Origin of the sequence: Achromobacter sp. ACM02 (assembly GCF_014851605.1) — a bacterium.
In the GTDB taxonomy this organism is placed as follows: domain Bacteria; phylum Pseudomonadota; class Gammaproteobacteria; order Burkholderiales; family Burkholderiaceae_B; genus Achromobacter; species Achromobacter aegrifaciens.
Map to the genome: position 1 here is coordinate 797,078 of NZ_JACUZY010000002.1, position 19,038 is coordinate 816,115.

Below are 19,038 nucleotides of genomic sequence, written 5' to 3' on the forward strand. Positions count from 1 at the left end.
GTTAGCTGGCGCGAAGGGTGGCAAGCAGCCCTTCGACCGGTTGTAAACGAACATCCAATTCGGCAAGCAGCACGCTGCGCATGTCTTTGCGGAACGTGTCCAGCCAGGCGCCCGGCGTTATCGATGCCGTCGTCGGAGCGGGCGCCGCGCCCGTCTCGACCGCGGCATCGCCTTGCGCCTCGGCTTCGGTCTCGCCCTGGGCTTGCGCTTGCGCCAATGCGGCAGCCTCGGCCAGGGCCGCGGCCTCCGCGTCGCGCAGGCGCTCGAAATGGCCTTGCAGCAATTTCGGAATCGCGCCGAACAGCGCGCGTTCCTTGGGCAGCAGGGCGCGGTCCATGATGGCGTCGACCACCGCCAGTCGCGTCATTTCGCCGTTTTTGGCTGCGACCATGCCGCGCAGCCGGCTGCGCAAATTGCCCACGGCGGTTTCCATCGTGTGCTGCAACGACAGATAGCGCTGGCGAAAATTCGCGTAATCGGCGTCGGCCTCGGCCAGCGCCGCCAGTTGCTTGGCGGGCGCGGGCGCTTGTCCCGGCGTGCGCCGCTTGGCGGCCGTGGCCGCGGTGTCGCTGGCGATGGCGTCGGCCAGCGTGGTCCGCACGCGTTCGCACTCGCGCTCTTCGGCGCTGCTGAACATGCGGGCGCCGGGGGCGATCACCGGCGGGCTGGTGTTCAGCGCCGCGGAGAGCGCGATCGCGTCCGTCCAGCCGAGCCATTGGCTCAGATGGTCCGAGAGCGATTGCCTGGATTGCGGAACATCGACATCCGTCAGGCGAGTCAGCAAGCGAATGAGCGTCGGGCCGCTTAAACCTGTGCGCTGTGGGGCCTGCAACATACCACCAGAGTCAAAAAGGGGGGAGTTTACACGGTGGAGGGCGGCGCCAGGGGCGGGGGAAGGGCGGCAAGGGCGTGCCGCCCGGAAAAAGAGGGTCGCATCATCTGCCGATGCAATATTGTGACGGGGTTATGCCACCCGGCGAATCCGGAGTTCTGGCGCCAGGCCATGCGCCGGATTGTCCAGGTAGTCCGCCAGAAAATCGATGAGGTACCGGGTCCGGGCGGGCAGCAAACGGGTTTCGGTCACGGCGTGGACCTCGATCGGCCCCAGGCTCCAGGCCGGCAGCACGCGCGCCAGCTCGCCCGAGCGCAGCCGGCCGCTTTCGTCGCCGCCCAGCGCCGCGATGCCGGCGCCCAACACGGCAAGCTGCCTGGCCATGCAGGCGTCGTTGGCGCCGTAGCGGTGCTCCACCGGAACCAGCAACTGCTCGCGGCCGCGCTGTAGCGGCCAGGGCGCGGGCTGCCCGCCGCCGGCGCGCAGGCCGATGCAGTCATGGCGCGCCAGGTCCGCGGGGCCGACAGGCATGCCGCGGGCGGCCAGGTAGGCGGGCGAGGCGTACAGGCCGGCATGGACCACGCCCAGGCGGCGCGCCACCAGCGACGAGTCGGGCAGTTCGCCCAGGCGGATCGAGACGTCGCCGATCTCGGGCGGGTGCTCGGCGAACTCGGGTCCGGCCACGCTCATCTGGAGCCGGATATCCGGGTAGCGGCTGCCGAATGCCACCAGGGCGGGCATCAAGGCGTCCAGCGCATACGCCGCGGGCAGTTGGACGCGCAGCGGCCCGCTGGGAAGTTCCAGTTGCTCGCGCAGTTCCTCGTGGGCGATCTCGGCTTCGGCCACGATGCGGCGGCAGCGTTCGAAGTACAGCCGCCCGGCATCGGTCAGCTCCACGCGGCGCGTGTTGCGGCTGAGCAGCCGCAGGCCCACCGAGCGTTCCAGTTCGGCCACGTGGCGCGACACCGTGGAGGTGGGCATGCCGAGCGTCGCGGCGGCCCGGCTGAAGCTATGCGCCTTCGCCACTTCGGCGAACAATTCCATGCCTTGCAGGCGTTTCATGAGTGCATCTCCCGCGCGGTCCGGACGGATCAGCGCCATGTTCCATTGCTTGATGTGCGTGTTGCCGGCGGCCCAGGGAAGGCCAGCCGTCGCAGGAGGGCATTGTCGGCACGGGGTTTTAATAATTCTTTAAAGCGCCGCCGCGCCAGGGGAAAGAGGCAGTCCGCCCCGCCTGGAAAGGCGGGGCCTGCGCCGGTTTCAGCGTATCTCGGGATAGCCTGCCGTCACGGCGGCTTGCGCCATGTCGCCCAGGACAGAGTAGGCGGCCGGATCCGGGCGGGCGAAGCGCGCGACATGCGCCGCGCGCAATAGCGGCTGGTGCGCCGGATTCTCGTGCATGGCAAGCAGGGCATCCGACAGGGCCTGCGTGGCGGCCGGGGCCACGTCGGGTCCGGACACCAGGAGGGGATTCGGCGTCCATGGCGTATACGCCAGCGTGCGCAGTCCGGCCAGCGCGGCCGGATCGTGCGCGCGCAGCAGATCCAGGTACCAACTGTCGGCCGCGGTCAGGTCGATCTCGCCGTCAGCCAGCGCGCGCAGCAGGCCCCGCGGGTTGCCATAAGGCCCCTTGGACGCTGCGAACAGTGAGCCGCCAGCCGCGGCCAGCCCGGCCAGCGCCGCGCGCGGCGCATTCCAGCCCGATTGGGAGTCACGCACCATCCAGCCATAGTGGCTGCCGGCCGCATCAGCCAGCGAGGACCAGCCGCAGTCGGCGCGCACCAGGAACTCGCTGCGATAGCGCGGCAGGCCTTCGTAGGCCGGCCAGTCCGGCACCACCGCAGCGACCGCCGCAAAGGCCCGGCCCGCCTGCAGCGCGTTGACGTAGGGCCAGCCGCACATGAAGACGCCGCACAGGCCGGGCCGTTCCCAGAGTTCGCCGATGGGCGTGGGCCAGCCGTGCTCGACGAAGCGCACCTCCAGTCCGGCGCTGGCGTGCGCGGCCTGCAGCAGCGCATGCCAGGCAGCCCGCGCCGCGGGCGCCACGTCGTACATGCGCGTCGAAGTAATGAGATCCATGGCGCTGCGCCTAGGCAAATTTCAAGGTCTGGCCCAGGCCCATATTGCGGGCCTTTTCCAGCATGGCGTGGCCCAGCGCAATATCGGTGGTGGACAGGCCGCGGTGCCAGAACAGGATGGTTTCGTCATCGCGCTCGCGACCCGGCTTCAGGCCCGCCACGATCTGGCCCAGTTCGGCGTGCAGGTTTTCTTCCGTGATGCGGTCGCTGTCGACGTGGGCGCGCAGCGCGCCATAGGGCAGCCCCTTGCGGCATTGGCCCCAGTCATCGACCACCACCTTGCTCATGATGTCGGTCAGGCTCAGTTCCACCGCGCTCATGGTGCCGTAGGGCATAACCAGGGCGCCCGGCTTGATCCATTCGGTCTTGAGCAGCGGCGTGGGTTCAGGCAGGCGCGAGGCTTCGACCACGATGTCGGCGCCGCGCACGCAGGATTCCCAGTCATTGACGACCTTCACCGGTTTGCCCAGGTCGCGCGACAGGCGCTCGCCAAAGGCCTGCTGGCTTTCCGGCCGGCGCGAGTGCACGCGGATTTCGTCAAAGTCGTAAAGGCTGTCGAGCAGCCGCACGTTCCAATAGGAAGTGCCGCGCGACCCGATATGCCCCAGCACCTTGCTGTTCTTGCGCGCCAGGTACTTGGCGCCCAGCGCGGTGACGGCGCCGGTGCGCATGTCGGTGATGGCGGTCGCGTCGACCACGGCCAACGGCTTGCCGTTGACCGGATCGAACAGATTGAGCAGGGCCATCTCCGAAGGCAGGCCGACTTTGTAGTTGTCGACGAAGTCGCTGACCACCTTCACGCCCGCGACGTGCAGCGGCTCGATGTAGCCGCGCAGCACATTGAAGTGCCCTTTGGCGGAAGACTCCGGCACCAGGTGCATGCGGGGTTCGATGACGGTCTTGCCGCGTCCCTGGGCGTCCAGCGCGCTTTGCACCGCGGCCAGGATTTCCGCATCGGTCAGCGCCAGCGCGCGCACGTCAGGGCCGTTCAAATAGGTGATGTCTATGGATTGCATGATGTCTCCTCTGTTTATTGGATGGGCTGGATGCCGGCCTGCTTGACGATGGCCGCCCACTTTGCGGTTTCCTGCTGGATCGCCTGGGTGAAATCCGCGCGGTTCGAGCCGGCGGGCTCCACGCCCAGGCCGGCGAACTTCTGGCGCACGGACTCCTTTTGCAGCACGGCGGCAATGTCGGCCTGCAACTGGTCGAGGATCGCGGGCGGCACCTTGGCCGGCGCGACGATGCCATACCAGGACGTCACGTCAAAGCCCGGATAGCCGCTCTCGGCCACCGTGGGCACGTCCTTCAGTTGCGGCAGGCGTTGCGGACCGGCCACCGCCAGCGCGCGCAGCTTGCCGGATTGGATATGCGGCAGCACGGTGGATACGCCGGCGAACATCATGTCCACGTTGCCCGCCACCACGTCGTTGACTGCGGCAGCCATGGCGTTGTAGGGGATGTGGCGCGTGACGATGCCGGCCGACTGGTTCAGCAGTTCGCCCGCCAGGTGGGCCCCGCTACCGGGGCCGGGCGAGGAATAGTTGAGCTTGTCCGGATGCTGGCGCGCATAGGCCACCAGTTCGGTGAAGCTCTTGACCGGTACCTTGTCGTTGACCACCAGCACATTGGGCGAGGTGGCCAGCATGGTCACCGGCGCGAAGTCCTTTGCGGTGTTGAACGGCAGCTTGGTATAGAGCAGCGGGTTCACGGTCAGGTTGCCCGCCGGCGCCAGGGCCAGCGTATAGCCGTCCGGATTGGCGCGGGCGACAAAGTCCATGCCGATGTTGCCGGAGGCACCGACCTTGTTTTCGATGATGACCGGCACGCCCCATTTGCTGTTGAGTTCCTGGCCGACGATGCGGGGCAGCGCATCGGCGATGCCGCCCGCGCCAAACGGCACGACGATGGTGACGGGCCTGGCGGGATACTTGCCTTCGGCGGCTGCCGCAGGCAGTGGCAGCGCGGCGGCCAGCAGGGCGCTGCTCAGGCACAGCGCAAGGTACTTTTTCATGGTCATTCCCCTTGTTGTGTGGTTCAGGCCGCGGCGTGGCGCTTACTGCGCCGCGCCGCGCTCCTGGTTCAGAAACCGGTCGGCGCGCGCGATGTCGTCGGCCAGCCTTCTGTCCTGCGAAAGAAACGGCACTTCCTGCCGGAAGGCCGCCAGCACCTCGCCGGTCCCTTTGCCCACCGGACGCCGCGGTTCCGCGCGCGTGCGCAGATCAACGGCCTGCGCCGCATGGATCAGTTCTATGCCCAGCAGCGTGCGCAGGCGCGCGGCCTGCTGGCCCACGCGCTGCGCCGCCAGCGGGCCGTTGGTGGCCACGTCTTCGATGTTGCCGGCGACCGCCAGCGCATCGGACGAGACGGGCTGCGACAGCGTCCGGATTTCGGTCGCCAGGAGCGACACGGGCTTCTGTATCGTGGTGTAGGCCAGCGTCGTGTCATTGGGCGACAGAAAGCGCGGCAGCTTGGTGAAGGCCGGGTCGCCCATGCGCAGCACGCGTTGCGCCGAAGACTGGGCCACCTGGGCCAGCGCCACGCCCACCGACTGCAGCGGCACCACCCAGGCGGTGGGATCGAAGCCGGCGCTGGGCAGCACCGCGCCGCGCAGCTTGCCCTGCGTCACGTAGTAGCGGGTTTCCTGCGGCGTGGCGCCCGGTGGCGGCGAGACATCCAGCGCCACGGTCGGGTTGTCATCAGAACTGTTGATCTGCACCAGCAGCTGCACGTCCAGCTGGCGCAGCGTTTCGCGGGCCGCGCCATGGACCTGGCTCACGGTGCGGAAGCTCAGGGGATCCTGCAACGGCCGCTGTTCATCCGTCTGCCACACCGCGCTGCCTTCGAGCAGCGACAGGATGCGCCGGGCCACTTGCTGTTGCGCCGGATATGGACGCTGGCCCTGGGTGGCGGGCAGCAAGGGTGCAATATTGCCGTTCAGGCCTTCGAGCGACAGGGCCGCCACCTCATCGGCGCGGTCCAGCACCCGGCTGGCGTCGTGCGCGGCCAGGATGGCAAGGGCCGCGCCATAGGCGTTGGAACTCAACAAGGACAGCGAATCCTTGGCGTAGGGCTGGATCGGCGCCAGGCCTGCCTGGCGCATGGCCTCGGCTGCCGGCAGGCGCTTGCCGCCGGTTTCCACCATGCCTTCACCCATCATGGCCAGGCCGATCTGCGGCAGGATCGTGATGTCGGCCTGGCCGACCGAGCCTTGGCCCAAGACCACCGGCGTCAAGCCCTTGTTGAGAAAGTCGGCGTACTGGCGCACCAGCGGCGGACTCATGCCGGTGCCGCCCGCCAGCGCGGTATTCAGCCGTATCAGCATGGCGGCGCGTACCGTGTCCGTCGTCGCCGGCTCGCCATAGGCCACGGTGTGCGACAGCAGCATGCGATGATTGAAGTCCGCCGACAAGGCGCGGGCCTCGTCCGACAGCGTGTCGCCGGAGAAGATGGTCTGGTCCTTGTTCTGACCTACGCCACGATTCAGGCCGTACACGGGCTGCCCCAGGCGGCCGTATTCCAGCAGCAGGTCGTGCGAGCGGGCCACGCGCTGCCACGCAGTTTCGGTGGGCGCCACGGGCTGGCCGCCGCGCGCCACGGCGACCACGTCCGCGGTGGTAAGCGAGCGCCCGTCCAGCGCCAGGGGCGCCTTGCGGGCCGCGGCGCGCGCTTCGGCGGTAGTGGCCGGCGCGGCGGCTGCGGCCGTTGTGGCTGACCACGCGGGCGCGGCAGCAAGGGCCGTGGCCAGTGCCAATAGCAGCGGACCTGCGCATTTATGTGTAAAGCCTCTGAAAACGCGAACTTCAACTGCCGGAAGATGACGCATCACTGCTCCTGGGAGGGAGGGAAGTAGAGGGACTGCAGCGTGAGTTAGGGGCGGATCCGGGGCCGACGGATGGCGCGTACTTGAAGGCGAGAGGGTGGCGCCCAGGTGCGGTGCGGCGGGTGGCGCTCTTGGCGCGTTCCGGGGATGCGGTGTCAGCGGGATTTATTTAACTCGTATATACAAGTACAGTCAAGCATATGCTAATGACGGTATAGCCAGTAAGAGGGACGTAGCCAGACTGCGCCAGCGTCGACGGGGGGGCGCTTGCTAAAATCCGCCGCTCTGGTCCATCGCCCGCTCCGCGCTTTCCGCAAGGGGCTGGCCGCAAGCCGCGGGCATGGCTTCTTAATAAGTTCTTAAACCGCGGCCGGCATGCTGCGGCATGGTTGACGGTTCTGGAGTTTTCTTGCGTGTCCTGCTAGTTGAAGACGACGCCATGTTGGGCGACGCCGTGCACACCAGCCTGGCGCAGTCCGGCGCCGACGTGCAATGGGTGCGTGACGTTGCGCAGGCGCGGCTGGCCCTGGTGGATCATGGTTTTCAAGCCGTGCTGCTGGACCTGGGGCTGCCGGATGGCAGCGGGCTGACGGTCCTGAAGCATCTGCGTGCGCGCTACGATGCCACGCCGGTGCTGATCCTGACCGCCCGCGACCGGCTGAGCGAGCGGATACAAGGCCTGGATGCCGGCGCCGATGACTACATCGTCAAGCCATTCCAACTGGACGAACTGCTGGCGCGGCTGCGCGCCGTGGTCCGGCGCAGCAGCAACGCCGTGGTTTCGGCGCTGCGCTGCCGCGACGTGGTGCTGGAGCCGGCCAGGCGGGCGGTGACCCGCGCAGGCGTGGAAGTCAGTCTCAGCGCGCATGAATACCGAACGCTGCTCGCCCTCATGGAGCGCATCGGCCACACCGTCAGCCGCGAACAACTGGAGGCCGCCGTCTACGGCGACAGCGGCGCCATCGAAAGCAACACGGTGGCCGTCTACATCCATCAGTTGCGCCGCAAGCTGGGCGACAAGCTCATCGCCACGGTCCACGGCCTGGGCTACCGCATCGAGGCGGGCGAATGAAGACGCTGCGCAAGCAGCTCACGCTGACGCTGCTGGTGACGATGACCCTGTCATGGATCGCGGTGTTCGCCTTCCAGCAGTACGAAGCCACGCGCTCGCAGACCGGCGCGCGCGATCAATGGCTGCACGACGCGGCCAGCCAGATGCTGGCGTCGCTGCCGGTCAGCCTGCTGGGCAACGAGGCCCCGTCCGAGCGTTTCACTCCGCCCGCATCCAGCCGTGTCGACGGCGACAAGGTACGTTTCCACCTGTGGTCGCTGGCCGATCGCCGGCTGCTGCTGCGCTCGCCCGAGTCGCCCGCGCAACCCTTGAGCGGCGGCTTCCAGGACGGCTATTTCGACGTGCGCGCCGACGGCGTGGACTGGCGCGTGTACGCGATCTCCGACGCGCAGGGGCGGGTGCAGGTGCAGGTGGCGCGGCCGCAGAGCGAATTGCGCGCGCAGTCGCTGTACAGCCTGAAGCGCGGACTGCTTATCGTGTCTGTCCTGTTCGTGCTGCTGGCCGTGGTGAGCTGGATGGTGGTCGGCCGCGCCTTCCGCAAGGTGGACCGCGCCGGCGTGGCCATCGCGCGGCGCGGCCCGTTCGATCTGGCGCCGCTGCCCATGGCCGGCATGCCGGGCGAACTGCGTCCCTTCATCCGCTCGATCAACCAGCTGTTGCTGCGGGTCAAGGGTGGCATGGACCGCGAGCGCCGCTTTCTGGAAGATGCCGCGCACGAGCTGCGCACCCCGCTGGCCGCGCTGAGCGCGCATGCCGAACTGGTGGCCCGCAGCGCGGGTTCCGGCGACGCCCCGGCCGCCATCGAGAAACTGCGGCTGGTCGCCCAGCGCACCTCGCGCCTGTCCGAACAATTGCTGGACCAGGCCCGCATGGATGCGCTCAGCGCCAGCGCCGACGAGCCGGAGCTGGTCGAACTGGACGCGCTGGTGGCCATGCTGGTGCGCGATTGGGAATCCGACGCCACCCGCAAGCAGCTGCGCATCCAGCTGGATGTGCAGGCCTGCGTCGTCAGGGGGCGGCTGGACGCGCTGGGCGTGTTGGTGCGCAACCTGCTGGACAATGCCGTGCGCTATACGCAGAGCGGCGGCCAGATCGTGGTTTCCTGCGGACCGTCGCCCGACGGCGGAGCCTGCCTGCGCGTGGCCGACGACGGACCGGGCATCGCGCCGCAGGAACGCTCGCGCGTGTTCGACCGCTTCTATCGCGCCCCAGGCAGCGCCGCGGGGGGCAGCGGCATCGGCCTGTCGCTGGTGGCGCAGATCGCGCAACAGCATGGAGCCGAGATCACGCTGGGCGAGGGCCTGCGCGGCGCGGGCGTGGCGCTGACGGTGACTTTCCCGCCTGCAGCCGGGGGAACTCCCGCAGCAGGCGCGCAGGGCGCTTGAACCCGCCGGACCGGGGGCGGGGATTGAAATGCCGGCCGGCCTGACTGCGCAGCAAATCCTCGCCAAGTGGTAGATTAGTTTCCGGCAATCGGACTGAGGGAGCGGCGTCAGTGGCGGGATTTCCATGGATTTGCTGATCACCTCGGCAGCGCGCGCACTGGCCGCCGGCAATCCGCTGGGCGCCCTGAACCTCGTGGCCTTGCGCGATGACGCGCCCGCGCTGGCCTTGCGCGGCATCGCCATGGCCCAACTGGGCGATTTCCGCCGCGCCCGCGCCTTGCTGCGCAGCGCGGCCCGGAACTTCGATCACAAGAATGTGCTGGCCCGCTCCAGATGCGTCGTAGCCGAGGCCGAGATCGCCCTGGTATCGCGCGATCTGGCCTGGCCGGAAAAGGCCCTGGAGGCCGCGCGCGCCGCGCTGGAAGCCCATGGCGATCCGGCCAACGCCGCGCATGCGAGGCATCTGCAGGCGCGGCGTGAACTGCTGCTTGGCCAGCTCGATCGGGCCGAGGACGCCCTGGCCATGCTGGACCCGGCCTCGCTGGCCCCGGCTTCCCGCGCCATCCACGAACTAATCGCAGCCGGTATCGCCTTGCGGCGCCTGCGCACCGAGCGCGCGCGCGCCGCGCTGACCCAGGCCGAGCTTGCGGCCCGCGTCGCCGGCATCCCCGCGCTGATGGCCGAGGTGGAACACGCCACCCTGGTCCTGAATACGCCAGCCGCGCGCCTGATCGGGCAGGGCGTCCAGCGGCCCATTCTGCTGGATGAAGTGGAAGCGCTGCTGGCATCCGACACGCTGGTGGTGGACGGTTGCCGTCACGCGGTGCGCAGCGCAGGCCGCGAGATTCCGCTGGCGAGCCGGCCGGTGCTGTTCGCGCTGGCCCGCGTCCTGGCCGAAGCCTGGCCGCAGCCCGCGCCCAGGGAAACGCTTATTGAGCAGGCCTTTCGCACGGCCTATTTCGATGAAACGCACCGCGCGCGCTTGCGGGTGGAGATAGGACGCCTGCGCGCGGCCTTGGACGGCGTGGCCGGCATCAGCGCCGCGCGTGGCGGTTTCGTTCTGAGGGCCGAAGCCGACAGGCCGGTTGCGTTGCTGGCCCGGCCAAGCGGCGAGGGCGACAGGGATCAGGGAGCGGTGCTGGCCTGCCTGGCCGACGGCGAAGCCTGGTCCAGCTCGGCCCTGGCCCTGGCCTTGGGCGCAAGCCAGCGCACCGTGCAGCGCACGCTGGACGCGCTGGCGGCGGCAGACAAGGTGCAGGCTTGCGGACAGGGCCGGGCGCGCCGCTGGATGACGCCGCAGGTACCGGGATTCACGACAACCTTGTTACTCCCGGCCGCGCTGGCCGCCGACTAGCATGAAGGCTCGAACTCCAGTTCAAGGAACCGACATGAAACGAACGCAAGCCCAGATCATTCGCGAGTACGGCCCATTTCCCGGCGTGCAGGCCGTGCATGGCGTGACTTATGACGGCCGGCAGGTCTGGTTTGCCGCCGGCGAAAAGCTGATTGCCATGGACCCGGATAGCGGCAGCACGCAAGCCTCGATCGACATTGTTGCCGACGCGGGCACGGCCTTTGACGGCAAGCATCTCTATCAGATCTCCGACGGCACCATCGTCAAGCTGGAACCGCAGAGCGGGCGGGTGCTGAGCCGCATCCCCGCGCCCGGCGGCGGCGGCGCTTCGGGCATGGCCTGGGCCGAGGGCAGCCTGTGGGTGGCCGAGTACCGCCAGCGCAAGATCTACCAGGTGGACCCGGAGACCGGCCGCGTGCTGCGCACTATCGAATCCAACCGCTACGTCACCGGCGTGACCTGGGTGGACGGCCAGCTGTGGCACGGCACCTGGGAGGACGGCGCCAGCGATCTGCGGCAGCTGGACGAAAAGACCGGCGAAGTGCTGCAAAGCGTGGAGATGCCGGCCGGCATCGGCGTGTCGGGGCTGGAATCCGATGGCGCCGGCTGCTTTTTCTGCGGCGGCGGCGACAGCGGCAAGCTGAGGGCGGTGCGCCGTCCGCCAGCCAAGGCCGACGATACGGCGGTCACCAACGGATGATGTAGGGCCTGTCTCCCAGTTCCCACACGCCGTCTTTCCGTTCCAGCATGATGTACTCGGTTTGCCATTCGTCCGGCTGGTCTTCCGGCGCAAAGCCGGACAGGTACGGACGGAAGGCGGGATCCGCCGCCCAGTCCGCGGTGCTGCGGTCCAGCCGCCATTCGAACTTCACCGCCGAGACCAGGTTGGGGTTGTCGTCGAATGGATTCTTGAGCGGCTTGGTATGGGTGAGGATCTTGCCGATCTGCAGGCCGGGGGCGCAGAACTTCGCGGTATAGACCAGCTTGGAGTTGAGGCGGGCCTCGCCATCCGTGTAGTAGGGCCGGCCTTTATCCGTCAGCTCCATGCGGCTGCTCGCGTCCTCGGGATCCTCGTCCGCTTGCGGTGGCCCGCCGTCGCCGTTGGCGCTGACGCGCTTGACCGTGACCAGCTGATGCTTGATCAACCCCTGCACGATCCTGTCCTGGCTTTCCAGGAAAGCGGTGTAGACATCAGTGGGCAAGGGCCGCACGCCCACGACGTTGACGCAGGCGCCGACCGGCGCATATTCCGGTTGCGCCGTGGCCTCGACCAGGATCTTGCGCATCTTGCCTTCGGTCAGGCCCGGACCAAGGGGTGATTGCCACCATGCATAAAAACCCGCGGCGCCCGCGATGATCAGGCCCAAGGCCCAGGCCTTGCGTGGAATCCGGCGGCGGTTGACGGCGCGCTGCTTCTGGTTCATTCCTTTCCTTGCCGATTGTGGTTCCCCGATAGTAGCGCGGGACCAGTGCAGTCCTACCAGACCTTGCCTTGCGAGGTTCCGCGGCGCAAGACCGGCAGGCAGGCAAAATACAGCCCGGCGCCCGCAATCCATGCCCATCCTTTCCACGCGTTCAGCGTCGCGGCATAGAGCGCCGTGATGGCCAACGGCCCGACTATCGCGCTCAGGCTGGACAGCGCGGCCAGCGCGCCCTGCAACTGGCCCTGGCGTTCCTGCTCCACCTGCGCGGACAACATGGCTTGCAATGCGGGCATGCCGATGCCGCCCGAAGCCAGCAGGAGCATGATGGGGAACGCCATCCATCCCCGCGACGCAAACGCCAACAGGACGTAGCCCAGGGCATCGGCGCCCATGCCCAGCAACAGCGTACGTTTTTCGCCCAGCCGCGTTGTGACGGGCCCGGTGGCCAGTCCCTGTATCAGCGCGTGCAGCGCGCCGAATGCGGCGAGCGAGACGCCGACCGTGGCGGCATCCCACTGGTAGCGGTCTTCGCCGTAAATAACCCACAAGGTGGCAGGCACCTGTCCCACGAACTGCATGAGGAAGAAGACGGCCATCAGTGCGATGACTACGGTTCTGCCGCGCGTCCACAGGAACGAAGAGGCGGGCATGAGCGCCTTTAGCGATAGCGGCCGCCGTTCGCCCGCATGCGATTCGGGCAACAGGAAACAACCCATCAGGAAATTGACGCCGTTCAGGATTGCGGCTGCCAGGAACGGCGTGTGCGGCGAGACGCCGCCCAGCAGGCCGCCGATGACGGGCCCCGCAATCATGCCGACGCCGAAGCAGGCGCTCATCAGGCCGAAGTAGCGCGCGCGCTCGTGGCCCCGCGCAAGATCGGCGATGCAGGCGCCCGCCACGGCGCCCGTGGCGCCGGTGATGCCGGCGACGAGCCGTCCCGCGTACAGGACCGGCAGCGTTGGCGCTGTCGCCATGATCAGGTAGTCGATGGCGGCGCCCGCCAGCGAGAGCAGCAGGATGGGCCGCCGGCCGTAGCGGTCGGACAGCGCGCCCAGCGCCGGAGCGCACAAGAACTGCATCAGGGCATAGGCTGCCAGCAGGGCGCCGTAATGGCCCGCTATGTCCTCCGATTGCACCAGGCCGCGCAACAGGCCGGGCAGGACGGGCATGACCAGGCCTATGCCTGCGGCGTCCAGGGCGACGGTACTGAGGATGACCAGGGCGTGGCCGGCTCTCATGCGAGGCCTCGTGGCGGGTGGATGGACTGCATGTTGTTTGATCTGTTATTTATCATTGATAAATTTTTCGCTACGATAATTTATCATCGATAAAATTTCAAGATGAACGAGGAATCGCCATGACCAAATTGCAAGCGGATGTCGTGATCCGGGCCGGCCTGGACCTGCTGAACGAGGTCGGCGCCGATGGGCTGACGACGCGCAAGCTGGCCGAACGCCTGGGGGTTCAGCAACCCGCGCTGTACTGGCATTTCAAGAACAAGCGCGCACTGCTGGACCGCCTGGGCGAGGCGATGCTGTCGGAGAGCCACACGTATTCGATGCCCAGGTCCGGCGACACCTGGCGTTCATTCCTCAACGGCAATGCGCGCAGTTTCCGGCGCGCATTGCTGGCCTATCGTGACGGCGCACGCATACACGCCGGCACCCGGCCGAGCGAGCCGCAATTCGAAGCCGTGGAGGCGCAGTTGGCGTTCCTGTGCAAGGACGGCTTCGCGCCCGCCGATGCCGCCTACGCGTTGACGACTGTCAGCTATTTCACGGTCGGCGCCGTGCTGGAACAGCAGGCCGCCGCGGCCGATGAGCAGGAGCGGCAGGCCGGCGCGAAGCAGACCCCGTCCTTGGCGACGCCATTGCTAACCGCGGCATTGCAGGCCCTCGACGCCGCCGGACCCGATGCGGCATTCGAGTTTGGACTCGCGGCCATACTCGATGGACTGGAGCAGCGGCGTGGGCACTCCGCGTTGCCCGGGAAGATCGTGCGTAAGCACTAGTACTTGGTTTCTAGGGTAATTCCTGACGAGAAGCTGATTGTCAGCGATTAGTCAGAAAGGTTTAATCAGGCTCACGCTTTGCGCATCGTCCGCAATCGCGCCGGCGGGATTCCGCAGCAGGCTTCACCATCCCGCGCCCACGCAGGAGTAGTAACTACAAGCTGGTCCATGTAGTCCTAATTCAGGAGACAACACGCCATGCAACACGTTACCAAGCCCCGCCGCAAGTTCATTTCCGGCGCCGCTGTCGCCGGGGCCGCCGCACTCGGATTTCCGGCAGTTGCCCGGGCACAGAATGCCCCGGTTTCCCTGCGCTTTCAGAGCACCTGGCCCGCCAACGACATCTTCCACGAGTTCGCGCGCGACTATGCGCAGAAGGTCAATGACATGGCCGGCGGCCAGTTGAAGATCGAGATCCTGCCGGCTGGCGCCGTGGTCAAGGCCTTCGACCTGCTGGACGCGGTGTCCGCGGGCACGCTGGACGGCGGGCATGGGGTGGTCGCCTACTGGTACGGCAAGAACACGGCGGTGGCGCTGTGGGGATCGGGGCCGTCCTTCGGCATGGACGCCAACATGTTGCTGGCCTGGCACGAATACGGCGGCGGCAAGGAGCTGCTGGTCGAAATCCAGAAGGCCATGGGCGTGAACGTGGTGTCGCTGATGTACGGGCCGATGCCGACCCAGCCGTTCGGATGGTTCAAACGTCCAATCACCAAGATGGAAGAGGTCAAGGGCCTCAAGTTCCGCACCGTCGGCCTGGCCATCGACATGTATACCGCCATGGGCGCGGCCGTGAACGCGTTGCCCGGCGGGGAAATCGTGCCGGCGCTGGACCGCGGGCTGCTGGACGGGGCGGAATTCAACAACGCTTCCTCGGACCTGGCCCTGGGCTTCCAGGACGTCTCCAAGATCTGCATGCTGCAGAGCTTCCACCAAAGCGCGGAGCAGTTCGAAATCCTCTTCAACAAGGCCAAGTACGACGCGCTGCCGGAACACCTGAAGCACATCCTCAGCTATGCCGCGCAGGCCTCCAGCGCGGACATGTCCTGGAAGGCGGCGAACCGCTATTCGCAGGACTACGTCAAGCTGCAGAAGGACCACAACGTCAAGTTCTACAAGACGCCAGACGCCATCCTGCAGCAGCAGCTGAAGATCTGGGACGAGATGATCGCCAAGCGCTCGGCCGAAAACCCCTTGTTCAAGAAGGTGCTGGAATCGCAACGGACCTTCGCCGAGCGGGTGGGGCGCTGGCACGGGGACACCTCGGTCAACTTCCGCATGGCCTACAACCACTACTTCTCGCGCTCCACCAAACAGGCTTGAAGGGCCGGTACCTGTATCCCGCGCCGCGCGCCATTCACCGGTGCGCGGCGGGACGCCATGCGTCTTGACCTGGAAGCGAGATGATCCGAATCATACGTTTCATAGACCGCATCTCCACTTTTGTCGGGCAAACCTTTGCCTGGTTGATCGTAGTCCTGACCTTGCACGTCTGCTGGGAGGTGGCCGCGCGCTACCTGTGGAACCAGCCCAGCGCCTGGGCATTCGACATGCAGATGATGTATTACGGCATCCTGTTCATGATGGCGGGGGCCTATACCCTGGCCAAGAACGGACACGTGCGCGGAGACATCCTGTACGGCTTCCTGCCGCCGCGCGTGCAGGCGGCGCTGGACCTGATCCTGTACATCGTGTTCTTCTTCCCCGGCGTGATCGCGCTGGTGTGGGCGGGCTGGTATTACGCCGGCTACTCCATCGCCATCCGCGAGCATTCGTCGCTCATGGCCAACGGGCCGCCCATCTATCCCTTCAAGGCCTTCATCCCGATAGCCGGCGCGGTGCTGCTGGTGCAGGGCGTGGCGGAAGTGCTGCGCTGCGTGCTGTGCCTGAAGCGCGGCGCCTGGCCCTCGCGCGAGGAGGACGTTGAGGAAGTGGACGTCGACAAGCTCAAGAAGATGGTGCATGTAAAGGACGAGGACATCGCCAAGCTGGACCGCTACGTCACCACCGGGGAGCCGCGCTCATGAAGATCCACAAGGCGCTGTGGTTCGGCCTGTCGTGCATCGGCCTGGTGCTGCTGATGATCGCGTTCCTGACGCCCTGGGACCATCTGACCACGGGGCATATCGGCCTCTTGATGCTGGCGCTCATCGTGGTGGCCATCATGCTGGGCTTTCCGACGGCCTTCACGCTGATGGGCATGGGAGTGTTGTTCACCTTCCTGGCGTACTACATGCAGAGTTCCGACGCGGGCCGCTCGGTCGGGCAGACGCTGGACCTGATGGTGCAGCGGACCTACGCCACGATGACCAACGACTCGTTGATTTCGATCCCGCTGTTCGTGTTCATGGGCTATCTGGTCGAACGCGCCAACCTGATCGAAAAACTGTTCCGCTCCATGCACCTGGCGCTGGCGCGCCTGCCGGGCGCGCTGGCGGTGGCCACGCTGGCGACCTGCGCGATCTTCGCCACCGCCACCGGCATCGTGGGCGCCGTGGTCACGTTGATGGGCCTGCTGGCCATGCCCGCCATGCTGAAGGCCGGCTACAGCGTGCGCCTGACCGCGGGTTCGATTACCGCTGGCGGCTGCCTGGGCATCCTGCTGCCGCCTTCCGTGATGCTGATCGTCTATGGCGCGACCACCGGCGTATCGGTGGTGCAGCTGTATGCCGGCGCGCTGTTCCCGGGCATCATGCTGGCCGTGCTGTACATGGTCTATGTGATCATCGTGGCCAAGCTGCGCCCCGACATGGCGCCGCCCCTGCCCAAGGAAGAGCGCGGCGTGCCGCTGTCCCCGGAATCCGCCGCGCTGGCGTCCGGCGGCTACACGCGCGCCGTGTCCGGCATGCTGGCGGCCCTGTTCAAGGGTCGCCGCAACAAGGACGTGCCGTTCGGCTTCCTGATGCGCAACATGGCGCTGGCGATTGCACCGCTGGCGGTCACGGTGCTGCTGGTGGGCGTGGTCTACCAGGCGACGACGCGGCCGGCGGTCGTGTACGAGATCCCCGCCGAGTTGCAGCTGGGGTCGGGGGGATTCGATTCGGGCCTGAGCGAGCCGCCGGCAGACGATGGGCTGGCGGAGCCGCCTTCGAACGAGTTGGCCGAACCGCCTGCGAATGATCCGCCCGCGGCCGGAGGCCTGGCCGAGCCGCCTGGCACGCCCGCCGCCACGCCAGCGGCCGCGCCCGAGACCGCCGCCGCCGCGCAGGCGCCGGCATCCGCCGGCGAGAGTATCGCCGCGCCCCAGGGTTTCTGGATCTTCGCGGCCATATGCGCGGCCATCCTGGTGGCGTTCTATGCGATGCTGACCTGGGCGCGCATGGAAATCTTCAAGATGCTCATGGCCTCGTTCTTCCCGCTGGCCGTGATGATCGCGGCGGTGCTGGGCTCCATCGCCTTCGGCCTGGCCACGCCCAGCGAGGCCGCCGCCATGGGCGCCATGGGCGGCGCGCTGCTGGCCCTGGCATACCGGCGGCTGAACCTGCCGGTGCTGCGCGAATCCGTGTTCCTGACCGCCAAGACCAGCGCCATGGTGTGCTGGCTGTTCGTCGGTTCATCGATCTTCTCGGCGGCGTTCGCGCTGCTGGGAGGACAGCGCATCATCGAGGAATGGGTGCTGTCGCTGGGGCTGTCGCAGTTGCAGTTCCTGCTGCTGGCGCAGGTCATCATCTTCCTGCTCGGCTGGCCGCTGGAATGGACCGAGATCATCGTGATTTTCATGCCCATCTTCGTGCCGCTGCTCAACACCTTCGGCATCGACCCGCTGTTCTTCGGCCTGCTGGTCGCGCTGAACCTGCAGACGGCTTTCCTGTCGCCGCCAGTCGCCATGTCGGCGTTCTACCTGAAGGGCGTGTCGCCGCCGCACGTGACGCTGAACCAGATCTTCCTGGGCATGATGCCGTTCATGGGCATCCAGGTGGTGGCGATCTTCCTGCTGTACGTGTTCCCGGGCATTGGCATGTGGCTGCCGACGGTACTGTACCGGTAAGAGGCGGGGGCGGCGGTCGCGCCGCCTCCCGTTCCGCCTTGCCTCAGGCCTCTGCCTGAATGTCGCGCCGGCCCAGGCCAGCCGAATAGCGAATGAGATAGCCGTCCGGATCCTGTACCAGGAACTGCTGCACGCCCACCTCCGTGGTCCCGGCGCGATACCACTTCTCCTCGGGCTCCATGTACAGCGGCCAGCCGGCGCCGCGCAGGGCATCGACGATAGGCGTGATCGCGGGCACCTCGATCTGCAGATTGATCCCGCGCCCCAAGGGCGCTTCCAGCGGGCCGGTGATCCAGTTCCTGCCGTGGCCGTATTCCTCCAGCATGACCTGGGATCCGTGCTTGTCCAGATAGGCGAAACGGTCTTCCGGGCGGTCGTAGGCTATCGAGAACCCGCAAAGCCCGCACCAGAAATGCAGGCTCTTGCGGATGTCGGACACCAGCAGTTCGGGCACGACGCGGGCGGCGGAGAATTCGGCGGCGGGAAGGACGGGGTAGTTCATGGCGGAGGTTTGCAGGATGCGCAGGAGGGCGGGGATCAATGCCGCGGGAACCGGTCGGATCCAGCGGCAGGACGCGGCAGTGCATAGACGATGGTCTCGCGGTCGTAGTGGCGTTCGCGCGCCCGGAACGTAAACCCGAGTTTTTCCAGGACGCGTACGGAGGCTTGGTTGTCGGGCCAGACAACCGCGACGAGTTCGGAAACTTCCGTTTCGCGCCAGGCATACTCGCACAATTGCTGCGCGGCCTGGCTTGCATATCCCTTTCCCCAAGCCGCGCGCTGCAGCCGATAGGCAAGCTGGATGCTATCCGTGCCAGCCAATGGGACCAGGCTTACCCAGCCCATTGCGACGCCGTCTATTGTGATCGCCCAGTGGCCCAGTTGGGTCGGCGGTTCCCGCAGCCATGCCAGCAGCTCCTGCCGCCGTGCCTCGTCTGCCGGTTTGATGCCGGTGCTGTAGCGCATGACCTCGGGATCGGATTCCATGGCCAGCAGCATGGGGATGTCATCTTCCTGCATGCGGCGCAGGGTCACGCGGGGAGGCAAGGGCATGGATTGATTCACTGGCTG

General features: G+C 67.1%; 18 protein-coding genes. 8 read left to right on the forward strand and 10 right to left on the reverse strand.

What is annotated here, in order from left to right:
* Position 1: 1 nt before the first annotated feature.
* The 6 genes from IB258_RS08450 to hutH form a co-directional block, all read right to left on the reverse strand.
* The gene (locus IB258_RS08450) at positions 2-835 is read right to left on the reverse strand and encodes a DUF3348 domain-containing protein (RefSeq protein WP_192352435.1); all 834 of its coding nucleotides are present in this window, start codon (positions 833-835) and stop codon (positions 2-4) included.
* Positions 836-964: 129 nt separating this feature from the next.
* On the reverse strand, positions 965-1,894 hold the full coding sequence (locus IB258_RS08455) for a LysR family transcriptional regulator (protein WP_175213526.1): 930 nt from the start codon (positions 1,892-1,894) through the stop codon (positions 965-967).
* Between the two features lie 198 nt (positions 1,895-2,092).
* A complete protein-coding gene (locus IB258_RS08460; RefSeq protein WP_192352436.1) occupies positions 2,093-2,911 on the reverse strand; it encodes a phosphate/phosphite/phosphonate ABC transporter substrate-binding protein in 819 nt (272 codons plus the stop codon).
* A 10-nt stretch (positions 2,912-2,921) separates the two neighbouring features.
* Positions 2,922-3,926 (reverse strand): ornithine cyclodeaminase family protein, encoded by a 1,005-nt coding sequence (locus tag IB258_RS08465; protein ID WP_054456417.1) that lies wholly within the window; start codon positions 3,924-3,926, stop codon positions 2,922-2,924.
* 14 nt (positions 3,927-3,940) lie between these two features.
* A complete protein-coding gene (locus IB258_RS08470; RefSeq protein ID WP_119449434.1) occupies positions 3,941-4,924 on the reverse strand; it encodes a tripartite tricarboxylate transporter substrate binding protein in 984 nt (327 codons plus the stop codon).
* A 42-nt stretch (positions 4,925-4,966) separates the two neighbouring features.
* Positions 4,967-6,664: a histidine ammonia-lyase gene (hutH, locus tag IB258_RS08475; protein ID WP_370539822.1), complete on the reverse strand. Its 1,698-nt coding sequence runs from the start codon at positions 6,662-6,664 to the stop codon at positions 4,967-4,969.
* Between the two features lie 478 nt (positions 6,665-7,142).
* Here hutH and IB258_RS08480 point away from each other — a divergent pair, with 478 nt between their 5' ends.
* The 4 genes from IB258_RS08480 to IB258_RS08495 all read left to right on the forward strand — a co-directional run bounded on the left by IB258_RS08480 (position 7,143) and on the right by IB258_RS08495 (position 11,244).
* Positions 7,143-7,805, forward strand: coding sequence for a response regulator transcription factor (locus tag IB258_RS08480; protein WP_054456419.1), 663 nt, complete (start codon positions 7,143-7,145; stop codon positions 7,803-7,805).
* Positions 7,802-9,190: an ATP-binding protein gene (locus IB258_RS08485; RefSeq protein ID WP_119449401.1), complete on the forward strand. Its 1,389-nt coding sequence runs from the start codon at positions 7,802-7,804 to the stop codon at positions 9,188-9,190. The genes IB258_RS08480 and IB258_RS08485 overlap by 4 nt, the downstream gene beginning before the upstream one ends.
* Positions 9,191-9,314: 124 nt before the next feature.
* Positions 9,315-10,544, forward strand: coding sequence for a helix-turn-helix domain-containing protein (locus IB258_RS08490; RefSeq protein ID WP_175213523.1), 1,230 nt, complete (start codon positions 9,315-9,317; stop codon positions 10,542-10,544).
* 34 nt (positions 10,545-10,578) lie between these two features.
* Positions 10,579-11,244: a PQQ-binding-like beta-propeller repeat protein gene (locus IB258_RS08495; protein ID WP_175162910.1), complete on the forward strand. Its 666-nt coding sequence runs from the start codon at positions 10,579-10,581 to the stop codon at positions 11,242-11,244.
* Here the strand turns inward: IB258_RS08495 and IB258_RS08500 are convergent.
* Positions 11,231-11,968: a hypothetical protein gene (locus IB258_RS08500; RefSeq protein WP_054456423.1), complete on the reverse strand. Its 738-nt coding sequence runs from the start codon at positions 11,966-11,968 to the stop codon at positions 11,231-11,233. The genes IB258_RS08495 and IB258_RS08500 overlap by 14 nt on opposite strands.
* A gap of 53 nt (positions 11,969-12,021) precedes the next feature.
* The gene (gene tet, locus IB258_RS08505) at positions 12,022-13,206 is read right to left on the reverse strand and encodes a Tet(A)/Tet(B)/Tet(C) family tetracycline efflux MFS transporter (RefSeq protein ID WP_192352438.1); all 1,185 of its coding nucleotides are present in this window, start codon (positions 13,204-13,206) and stop codon (positions 12,022-12,024) included.
* A gap of 119 nt (positions 13,207-13,325) precedes the next feature.
* Between tet and tetR the strand changes: the two genes are divergently transcribed.
* The 4 genes from tetR (at position 13,326) to IB258_RS08525 (ending at position 17,967) form a co-directional block, all read left to right on the forward strand.
* Positions 13,326-13,979 (forward strand): tetracycline resistance transcriptional repressor TetR, encoded by a 654-nt coding sequence (gene tetR, locus IB258_RS08510; protein WP_192352439.1) that lies wholly within the window; start codon positions 13,326-13,328, stop codon positions 13,977-13,979.
* A gap of 198 nt (positions 13,980-14,177) precedes the next feature.
* On the forward strand, positions 14,178-15,302 hold the full coding sequence (locus tag IB258_RS08515; protein WP_054456426.1) for a TRAP transporter substrate-binding protein: 1,125 nt from the start codon (positions 14,178-14,180) through the stop codon (positions 15,300-15,302).
* 80 nt (positions 15,303-15,382) lie between these two features.
* Positions 15,383-16,006 carry a TRAP transporter small permease subunit gene (locus IB258_RS08520; protein WP_054456427.1) on the forward strand — a complete coding sequence of 208 codons (624 nt, stop codon included), beginning with the start codon at positions 15,383-15,385 and terminating at the stop codon, positions 16,004-16,006.
* A complete protein-coding gene (locus IB258_RS08525; protein ID WP_175181280.1) occupies positions 16,003-17,967 on the forward strand; it encodes a TRAP transporter large permease subunit in 1,965 nt (654 codons plus the stop codon). The genes IB258_RS08520 and IB258_RS08525 overlap by 4 nt, the downstream gene beginning before the upstream one ends.
* Before the next feature lie 43 nt (positions 17,968-18,010).
* On the opposite strand, the gene IB258_RS08530 is transcribed toward IB258_RS08525, so the two are convergent.
* The gene (locus IB258_RS08530) at positions 18,011-18,469 is read right to left on the reverse strand and encodes a VOC family protein (RefSeq protein WP_054456499.1); all 459 of its coding nucleotides are present in this window, start codon (positions 18,467-18,469) and stop codon (positions 18,011-18,013) included.
* A gap of 35 nt (positions 18,470-18,504) precedes the next feature.
* On the reverse strand, positions 18,505-19,020 hold the full coding sequence (locus tag IB258_RS08535; protein WP_192352440.1) for a GNAT family N-acetyltransferase: 516 nt from the start codon (positions 19,018-19,020) through the stop codon (positions 18,505-18,507).
* Between the last annotated feature and the right edge of the window lie 18 nt (positions 19,021-19,038).